The following is an 8266-nucleotide window of genomic DNA, read 5'->3' as shown; positions in this document are numbered from 1 at the left end:
TACAAGCATATGGTTCTTAAAGCAAAGCTCACAGAAAGGATGCTCTTTCACATAAGAGTCCCTGACTTTCTGCCATGCTCTGCCGTAACGCTTGTGAGCATCATAAGGACGCTCGTATTTTTCGTATCGTCTGTTCTCTTGTTTTAAGTGTTCCTCACAAAACCTGCCGTCAGTTAGGTTCGGACAGCCTTGATAAGAACACGGTCTTTTAGGTTTTCTTGGCAAGACTCATCCTCCCTTTTCAAGTAAGATAAATTAACGTAAAATAAGTGAAAAATAGTCTGTCTATGACAGTAGGCATCCACTTGACTATATAAATTTAAGGAGGTTAGTTATGAAGAAATCTGTATATCAAGCTATACGATTATTCCTTTTTTCATTATTACTCCCTCTTTTAGGACTTATTATCAATTCTCTTAAATCACTCGATTGGGAAATTGTTTATGACTCACCCTTTTTACTCATTGTTATAGCTCATGCACTTGGTTTAACAAAAATTCTTCTTTACTCGATTGTTGTCAATCAAAAAACACTCGAAAACTTAGGAGTTTGTAAAACCATTGCCATAGCGCTTATCGCCCCTGCTATTGATTTATTGATATTACAAGAGTCTCCTCGGCAATTGGGTAGTAGCTGGACTTGCACGTACATTACATTTTTTGTTACTCTTGAATGTATTCCAACTATAATTCCAATCATTGTTAAAGAGTTTTTACGAAGAAGAAACCAAAAGCACAAAGGTGATTGAGAATAAAGACACCCTCAATCACCTCCGTGACCTGTTATCTCAATAATTTAACTCTATGATTATTTTGATTTTGCCAGCAAATAATGAGCCATAGCAATACAGCATGCATCTCGTTCTTCATCAGTTGATTCGCCAGCAAGCCGTGATAGCAATCCAAGTCCTATAATTTGTTCCAGACATCCATACATTTTTGCTTTAATAGAATTTTCCAGTGCTTTAAATGAACTGAAATCTAACCCATCTTGAGCATAAGCAGTATATCTCTTTTGAGCAGTAATACTACTATAATAAGTTGTCATCATATCGCTTAAAGTATGCAAATTTTCATCACTAGCATTACGTAGATTCATTCCTAAATAGATAGCGTCTGCATCATCACAAAAATCTGTAAAATTGCAGCGAATACCAAGTTTATTACTGACATGATTTGCTTTAAAATACTCTGACTGTGCACTACTGTCTGAACCAATAAGAGCATATGCTGCTTTCATACGATCAAGAGATGGATACTTTTGCAGGTACTTATGTAAGTCATCCATGCCTGTTGCAAGATCTCCTGCCCAACCAGTCCAATGATCTGGAGCTAAATTAGAATAAGCATAACAATAAAGCGTATAAGCAAAGTGTGCTATATCGTTTTTACCACCACTTATATCAGCAACTTCGTCACGCTTATTACCAATATAAGTATCCAGCTTATCTTTTAATGCAGGATATTCTTTTTCCATGAATATTATGAAAAATGGATCTGCAAACGCGCCAGCAATAGCAAATTTCCAATTCGTCATATATGCCTTAGCTAGATAATTAATCACACCTTGAGTCACGCTTAAAGGATGATACTCTAGAACCACCGCATACTTTTGATATACTTTTCGCCATTTATCATACACGCTTTCTAATTGTTGAATGAGGTCTATCACTTTTTCAATTTTTGTTAAACGAGACGTATCTGGATTAGGTGGAGCGACATAAGTAATCTTTGATTGTGGATTGCCAGTTGAATGATTTACACTTCCAACCGCTCCAAAACGTCCAGAATATGCTACTCTGTCAAGATCCCATTTACCTTTATAGCCAGGGATTTCATGGAACTGATCAAACGCCCAATTACTTGGAATAGAAAAGCCTAGATTTCCACTAAAACCTGTAGACATATCAGACACAAATGATGCTACCGCATATCCTGCTTTACTAACACGAGTACAAATATTTCTAGATGCATAAATTCCAATCCGATAACCACCATGCATATTTTCTTTAACAGCTTTGAAGTACGGCAAAATATTGCTACTAATTTCCGGATTCGTTGCATCATAATCAACCGCAAAATAGATTACTGTTGGCGGAACTCCAAGACGTTTAGCTGAAGCAACCGCTTCTTTTGCATGACGAGCTCCATTTTCTGCTGTAAAATGACGTAATTCAGTTGAATACTCTTGAAAAATAGGGAAATATTGAAGACCGTGGCTCACAATTCTTTCCAATTCTCCAGTACGCAATGCCTTAAAATAGTCCTTTTCAGCAGTGTTTTTTTGATCAGGTTCACTCAAATAACGACCAACAATCCTATAACCATCAGCCTTCAAACACTCAGCAAACTCGTCAGTAATCTCAAAACGTGTATCACACGCTACACAAGAACGATTAGGATCACCTTTCGAAGTTAACAGGCTCATCCATGTTGTTGGATCAACCTTACCTGTAACAGGAATAACATGCTCTGCTTGGAACTTATACAATGCCGACACTATTGCATTATTCCATGTTGAAGTTGGCGTAAGCGAATACCCATTACATGTGAGCGCTACGCTTGCCAACCAAACCCACTCACTCGTTCCCTCACTAATTGTCTTTAAACGTGATCGTGTGCCATTACCAAAATTGCCAGTAGCCTCAGCTGGAGTAAACCCTTCAACAGCTTGTAACACTTGAATCAATGCTGTATTCATCTCACGACCATACAGACCGTCTGTTGGAATAATTCCAGTATAATTCTTATATTTACTGTTAACAGCCTGCTGTGTTACACGAATGTCTTCTTTGCCTCCATACAACGATAACAATTTGAATTGTTTCATTGATAAAAGAACCATCATTAGTTCTAGATCCACAGTAGATGAAATATCTGAAAGACCAATATCACTTTTAAGATCAGAAATAGAGTTTGCTACATTATATGTAAATTCTTCTGTTATGCCTCCATATTCAGCCTCATACCCTTTGCACCAAAGAGCACCCTGAATAATTCCATGAATATTATTACTTTCATCTGTCTGATCAATACCATTTGGCCAGCGCTTCTTAAATCGTGACTGAGTACCTTTCCCAAAATTATTTGCCGTTTCTGTTATACCAAGCTCAATCTGCAAAGCACGAATAAGCCCATTAATTGTATCCCAACCAGTATTCCCATCAGTAATAACTGAACCAAACCCAGGCTTATCACCATAGGTTTTGTTTAACCATTGCTGTGTTTGCAATACCATCTGATCCATGTTGTGCCCTCCTTTTAGGCATGAAAAAAGCCCTGAAAGATTACTCTTCCAAGGCTTAGTATTTATAATTTTTGCTAAGTTTATAATACCATATAGAAGGCAGTATCATCTCGTATCAGAGCGTACCAAACCGTACCATTTTTTCAGATTTGGATTAGATTATCTGGTAAAACCATGTGCTCTAACGCTTTCCCATGCCACCTGATAATCGTCATTCTGCTAGCATGGAGTTCTTTACCAATATCCTCCCACGTCATGTTACTCATGTAACGGTAGCGTAAAATCATCTGCTCATCCACGCTTTCAAGTTTAGAAATCACATCCAAAATCTGCTCTTTCAAACTGATAAGCAGCGTGATCTCCATGTTAATCTTGGCTTCTAAATCCATAACCCTTATAAGAGCTTTCACAAACGGAGCTTCTATACTTCGAGTCGTCTGCACATACTCTCGGTCGTATCTTAATGAAGAAACACTTGTAGCAAGCTCACGCAGTCTTACTACTTCATCCATGTCAGCCTTAATCCGCTTATCAAGAAGATAGGCTTGCCGTAAGTATTCTTTTTTGTTCATTCTTACCTCCATTTTGAGGTAAGTTCTCTCTAGAACCCCTTTCCCTCACTTCGTTAATTGATAGTCTTGCCTTAACCGACTCGATTAAAGCATCCTGCACTTTAGCCTTCATGCTTAAAGCCCTCATCACATCCTCATCAATCGTGTTCTTAGTGATAATGTGATGGATTACAACCGTGCCGGTTTGACCCTGACGGTTAAGCCTAGCGTTCGTTTGCTGGTAAAGTTCTAAACTCCAAGTCAGGGAAAACCAGATAAGAGTAGAACCGCCAGCCTGTAGGTTAAGACCATGACCTGCGGAAGCCGGGTGAATTAGCGCTACAGGAATCATGCCGGCATTCCAGTCAGCAATATCAGCACTCGTTTTAATCTCACGCACGTTAAAACGATTCTTAATCCGCTCAAGATCATGCTTAAACCAGTAAGCTACAAGCACCGGTTTACCGTTAGCAGCCTCGATTAAATCCTCTAAAGCATCAAGCTTACGATCATGAATATGAACGCTTTCTTTTTTCTCGTTATAAACCGCGCCGCCTGCCATTTGAAGAAGCTTATTTGAAAGAGACGCTGCGTTAATCGCATCAATCTCTTTACCCTCCAACGACACCACCATATCCTGTTTCAGCTCATCATAGAGTTTTCGCTCCTTACCGGATAACTCTACTTTCACCTCGTTTATCACACACGCGGGCATTTTCAAATAGTCTTTTGACTTCATCGAAATCGTAATATCAGCTATCTGCTTATAGATTAAACTCTCAGCACCATCTTTAGGCTTATAGGAAAAAATCATGTGCTGGTTACGCTTATCAGGATTAAAAAAGTTCTGCCGATAATACGTAATATAGCGGCCTAACCTTTGACCCATATCAAGTAGCCTAAACTCAGCCCACAAATCCATAAGCCCGTTAGAAGAAGGTGTTCCTGTAAGACCTACAACCCTTTTAACTTTCGGCCTAGCCTTTAGTAATGCTTTGAAACGTTTCGCCTGATACGATTTAAAACTTGAAAGCTCATCTATCACAACCATGTCGAAATTAAACGGAAGGCCGCTTTTCATTATCAGCCACTCCACGTTTTCACGGTTAATAATATAAACGTGAGCAGGGGTTTTTAGTGCTTGAATCCGCTCCTTCTCACTGCCCGTCACAACAGAATAAGTCAGGTGTTTTAAATGCTCCCACTTTTCTAACTCTAAAGGCCACGTAGTGTTCGCAACCCTAAGAGGAGCGATAACAAGCGTTCTTGAAACATCAAACGAGTCAAGCATCAGGTCGTTAATCGCTGTAAGACTTATAACACTCTTACCAAGTCCCATTTCAAGCAAAACCGCTGACACCGGGTGTGTGATAATAAAATCAGTCGCATACTTTTGATACTCATGTGGCTCGTATCGCATCAATCACACCTCCAATCTGACTTGTCTCATCAACCACGAAAACCTTAAAACCTAAAGCCTGTAAATCCTTCATACGTTTCACCTGTAAAACTCTAGGCTTTTTACCTGGTGCTTTAAGCTCGACAAAACCAATCTTGCCCCCATGAAGTAAAACCAGCCTGTCAGGAAGCCCGTCAATAGAAGGACTCGTAAGCTTTAAACAAAGTCCTCCTATTGCTTTGACTTCACGGACGAGTTTTCGCTCAGTTTCCTTTTCTCGTAAAAAGCCCATCAGATACCTCTTTTGCCATCTCAATGATTTTCTTATCAACTTCGTTTCTCGGCTCATCAGAAACATCGCCGTAAAACACGTCAATATAGTGATTGCTTAATTGTGGGTGATCTTTGAACATGTTGTCCTCAGCGTGTGAAGATACTTCATCAATCATGTTCATGGCTTTCAGGAGTCTGTCTTGATCTTTCGCTAAAAGCACCGGGCTAATATCGACCACTAATTGGCTAATCAGACTCTTAGTCAGTCGCATTGTTGCTCCTGCTTGCTTGTAGGTTTCTACTGTTCTCTCATTTTTGTTAATCATGGTTTATTCCACCTTTCTCAAATCTTATTTTTTATCTATTGAATAGAGTTGTTTCATTCGTTGGTTTTGCCACGTTTACATCAGGCGAAAGTTATTTGTGTAGCCATGTATGCTTTAGCCCCATCTTTTACTTTTCTCTATATACACTTATATTTCTTTTATTTTTTTCTCTTATATAAAAAGTAAAGAAAAAGGGTACACTACAATACAAAACCCCTATTTATCAGGCTTTTCTTTCTTGAAAACGTGCATGGTAGCGTGTAGTCAAAGACTATTTTCGTGTATGAAAAAATCCTATAGAGCATTTTCTTTGAACCTGGTTTTTTACAATGTAAAAAATTTGCCTACACGCCAATACATTTTTCAGGAAGTATCTTTCAGTTTTACCGTGTTTTCCATCAAAGAAAATCCTCCTGTGCCTGCAAATTAGGATTAATGGAAAGCCCACACCACTGATAGCCTTTACCCGTCCGCTTTTTGCTATAACCCGCTAACAGTAAAGCCTTAGAAAAATCCCTATCGTTTCTAACATATTCACCGTTAAGGTTCGCCCACTGGCGGTAAGACAAGTAAAGACTCCTACTCATCTCTGTTTCATTCACACCCTTAATGCAATAATCAGTAATGAAATGGCCTATCCAGTCGTTTTCAGCCCGATAAGCGTCCTTAGCCTGCTCTACCACCTTACAAATAGGGAATTTATAACTGTTTTGGATATAAAGCTTGGCTCCTTCAATCATCCATTGAAGTATTGCCCCACCTGCTTTTTGCAAAAGTTCATCAACATAGTCTGTTTTCGGATTCTTGATTTCTTTCGTAAACGGTGCGACAAAGATTCTCCGCCACGTTCCCTTATCGTTTGAACCGACTTTCGGTAGATGGTTCGTGTAGAGAATAGTTGAGTGGCTTGGTGTAAACGTAAAAGGAGCATAATATTTCCTCTCAGCTGAAATATCATCCACGCTTGCTATCTGTTTCAGCATGGAAATAGAAAGCCTTTGCCCTTCCTCAGTTTCCGAGGCAAGAATAAACCTTTTACCGCAAAGCTCCGCTAAATCCACTTTCACGTTTTTAGCCCGAGTGGTTAAAGACTCCGCAGGTATTTTCCCCGCATAATCTCCAAGCACGTGTGCTTCCGCGTTAAACACGGTCGACTTACCGTTACCGCCTGACCCGTACACTAGCAAAAGCGATTCTTCAAACACTTGACCTATAAGCGTACTACCCGCATGGCTTTGAAGAAATGTTTGAAACTCTTTATCGCCTGCGGTAACCATATCAAGCGTTGTCTGCCACAATCCCATGTTCTCCTGTGAAGGGCAAACAGCGGTCATTTTCGTACAGTACGAACAAGGATCATGTGCTTTTAGCTCTCCAGTCTTTAAATCCACGATTCCGCAAGGCGTGTTTAGAATGAAAGCATCACGGTCCAGTTCTTCGTTTGCAACTTCCAGCATGGATTTAGCAAGTTTCAATATTCCGGACACTTTGCTGTGATCATTCATCTTCTTAGCAAACGAAAGATACTGTTTTGCTCGATTCACTTCACTTTTCGCTTTATCCGCCTGCTCTTTATCACCTGATGATTCGGCTTGAACGAACTGTTCGTAAGCTGTCTTAAACTCGATACCAGCATTTTTCAAAACCTTTTTAGCAATAAGCATGTAAAGTTTCATAACTTTAAGCTCAGACGCTTCCCACTTCTTGCCCGTCCAGTAAAGCCAGCCGGCAGACATCGTATAAACAGCCTTATTCTTGTTATGTTTGGCAAAAACCTCAGCCATCGCAATATCTGTTAAATCATCCGGCTTATACTCCTCATAACTTTTGCCATACTCGCTAGGCGGAATATAACCTTCTTGACTTGCTACTTTAAGCCCGAACTTTTTAGCCGAATACCAGATTTTAGATAATTCTGCATCAGGCAAAGGAGGATTACACCGTTCTGCTTCACTCAAAAACTTCTCATGTGCTTCATCTGTCGCCCCATAACGTTTGATGAGTTTTCCTGCAATATGACTAAGCCTAGAGTTTCTCTGCCCTGATGGTATTTCTTCTGTTCCTGCATCAAATTCACTGAAATCTTCTTCCGAGAGAAAATCAGTGACTGTTTTTTCACCCTCGTAAAGTTCTACCTGTGGAGTTTTAACACCGTAGAGAAAACGTGCCGCATCAAGAGCGTTACTGTCAAAATACGGGAATACTGATTGAATCCTTGTTTTAAGCTCTACATAAGCTTTAGCATCGCTTACTTCTTCAATTGGAAAATAAACGTGAAAACGTGGTCTTGCACACTTCCCATGCTTGTCTTTCATGTGGTTTCTACTATAAGACGCGTAAAAGCACACGTTCGGAAACGCTAAAGCAACATCAAAAGGCGTCACCCAGTCTTTACCAACATCAGAATGGTCGTTATCACAGTCCATCGGAATACAGGTAGACGAAATGAAATTATCTTTAGACCTATAACC

General features: G+C 39.7%; 7 protein-coding genes and 1 pseudogene. 1 reads left to right on the top strand and 7 read right to left on the bottom strand.

What is annotated here, in order from left to right; translation table 11 throughout:
- A pseudogene (locus ACTJLE_RS05990) lies at positions 1-225 on the bottom strand (HNH endonuclease); the annotation flags it as partial.
- Between the two features lie 109 nt (positions 226-334).
- Between ACTJLE_RS05990 and ACTJLE_RS05985 the strand changes: the two are divergent.
- A complete protein-coding gene (locus tag ACTJLE_RS05985; RefSeq protein ID WP_473412435.1) occupies positions 335-748 on the top strand; it encodes a hypothetical protein in 414 nt (137 codons plus the stop codon).
- Between the two features lie 59 nt (positions 749-807).
- Here ACTJLE_RS05985 and ACTJLE_RS05980 read toward each other — a convergent pair whose 3' ends face one another.
- From ACTJLE_RS05980 to ACTJLE_RS05955, 6 genes are all read right to left on the bottom strand, one after another.
- Positions 808-3246 (bottom strand): glycoside hydrolase domain-containing protein, encoded by a 2439-nt coding sequence (locus ACTJLE_RS05980; RefSeq protein ID WP_473412436.1) that lies wholly within the window; start codon positions 3244-3246, stop codon positions 808-810.
- A 143-nt stretch (positions 3247-3389) separates the two neighbouring features.
- Positions 3390-3818, bottom strand: a complete 429-nt coding sequence (locus ACTJLE_RS05975; RefSeq protein ID WP_116712584.1) for a sigma factor-like helix-turn-helix DNA-binding protein — start codon at positions 3816-3818, stop codon at positions 3390-3392.
- The gene (locus tag ACTJLE_RS05970) at positions 3778-5217 is read right to left on the bottom strand and encodes an SNF2-related protein (RefSeq protein WP_473412437.1); all 1440 of its coding nucleotides are present in this window, start codon (positions 5215-5217) and stop codon (positions 3778-3780) included. The genes ACTJLE_RS05975 and ACTJLE_RS05970 overlap by 41 nt, the downstream gene beginning before the upstream one ends.
- The gene (locus ACTJLE_RS05965; protein ID WP_473412438.1) at positions 5198-5488 is read right to left on the bottom strand and encodes a VRR-NUC domain-containing protein; all 291 of its coding nucleotides are present in this window, start codon (positions 5486-5488) and stop codon (positions 5198-5200) included. Before ACTJLE_RS05965 ends, ACTJLE_RS05970 begins: the two co-directional genes overlap by 20 nt.
- Positions 5460-5795 carry a hypothetical protein gene (locus ACTJLE_RS05960; protein WP_464397543.1) on the bottom strand — a complete coding sequence of 112 codons (336 nt, stop codon included), beginning with the start codon at positions 5793-5795 and terminating at the stop codon, positions 5460-5462. The genes ACTJLE_RS05965 and ACTJLE_RS05960 overlap by 29 nt, the downstream gene beginning before the upstream one ends.
- A 398-nt stretch (positions 5796-6193) precedes the next feature.
- On the bottom strand, positions 6194-8266 hold a 2073-nt coding region (locus ACTJLE_RS05955; RefSeq protein ID WP_481267851.1), incomplete at its 5' end, for a phage/plasmid primase, P4 family.

This window comes from Gardnerella sp. CCPDSM (genome assembly GCF_056754715.1).
The sequence above is the reverse complement of the archived record's forward strand: the minus strand, read 5'-3'. Positions and strand labels throughout refer to the sequence as shown.

What these genes read in the sequence shown, in the direction of transcription:
- ACTJLE_RS05970 (WP_473412437.1), bottom strand. Translation starts at nt 5,217, where the DNA reads ATGCGATACGAGCCACATGAGTATCAAAAGTATGCGACTGATTTTATT.
- ACTJLE_RS05975 (WP_116712584.1), bottom strand. Translation starts at nt 3,818, where the DNA reads ATGAACAAAAAAGAATACTTACGGCAAGCCTATCTTCTTGATAAGCGG.
- ACTJLE_RS05965 (WP_473412438.1), bottom strand. Translation starts at nt 5,488, where the DNA reads ATGGGCTTTTTACGAGAAAAGGAAACTGAGCGAAAACTCGTCCGTGAA.
- ACTJLE_RS05985 (WP_473412435.1), top strand. Translation starts at nt 335, where the DNA reads ATGAAGAAATCTGTATATCAAGCTATACGATTATTCCTTTTTTCATTA.
- ACTJLE_RS05980 (WP_473412436.1), bottom strand. Translation starts at nt 3,246, where the DNA reads ATGGATCAGATGGTATTGCAAACACAGCAATGGTTAAACAAAACCTAT.
- ACTJLE_RS05960 (WP_464397543.1), bottom strand. Translation starts at nt 5,795, where the DNA reads ATGATTAACAAAAATGAGAGAACAGTAGAAACCTACAAGCAAGCAGGA.